At 77.2% G+C, this 685-nt stretch carries 2 protein-coding genes; both read right to left on the reverse strand.

Annotation, left to right across the window (positions count from 1 at the left end):
* Positions 1–260 (reverse strand): ABC transporter permease (locus JNK74_29020; GenBank protein ID MBL7650224.1); only part of this gene is annotated, 260 nt, incomplete at its 3' end.
* On the reverse strand, positions 257–685 hold a 429-nt coding region (locus JNK74_29025; protein MBL7650225.1), incomplete at its 5' end, for an ABC transporter substrate-binding protein. The genes JNK74_29020 and JNK74_29025, both read right to left, overlap by 4 nt.

The raw sequence follows: 685 nt of genomic DNA on the forward strand, positions 1-685 counted from the left end.
GCGAGCGAGGCCGTCTCGGCGCCGATGCGCGCCAGCACCGCGAGCGGATCGGGCAGCGTTCGGCTGTCGGCGAGGCTGGCGCCGAGCTGCCACCGGAGGACGAAGACGACCAGCGAGGCGATGCGCAGCCTCCCCTCGTCGCGCCGGGCGAGCGCCCCCTGCGGCACCGCGGCAGCGGGCTCGTGCGGGGAGGTCGACGAGGTCACCTGGGGACGCGCGGGCACGGCGGGTGCAGGCGGGGCGAGGCGCCGCGCGCTCACCGCCCCCCGCCTCCATGCCAGAAGGTGCCCGGCGCGATCTCGCGGGCGCGCCCGACCAGGGCCTCGCCCCCTTCCGCAGCGAGGATCGCGAAGGCGCGCGCGGCGGCGCGCTCGCCCTCCTCGCCCGCAGCCTGCGGGATGCCGGCGCGGAAACCCTCGCGCAGCGCGACGAAGGTCGCCTCATCCTCGACGCGCATCGACGGGCGCAACGCCTCCCAGGCCGCGTCGGACTCGCGCAGCAGCGCCTTGGCCGCCGCGGAGGCGCGCAGGAAGCCCCGGATCGCGGCCGGATTCGCCCCCGCCCAGCGCTCGCCGAACACCCAGCCCACCAGCGGCATCTCGTCGCCGATATCGAGCGTGGCGAGGATCTCCTTCATGCCCAGCACCTCGGGCATACCGGCGGCGGCGAGGCGCGCCCCGTAGTG

It is taken from the genome of Candidatus Hydrogenedentota bacterium, assembly GCA_016791475.1.
In the GTDB taxonomy this organism is placed as follows: domain Bacteria; phylum Hydrogenedentota; class Hydrogenedentia; order Hydrogenedentales; family JAEUWI01; genus JAEUWI01.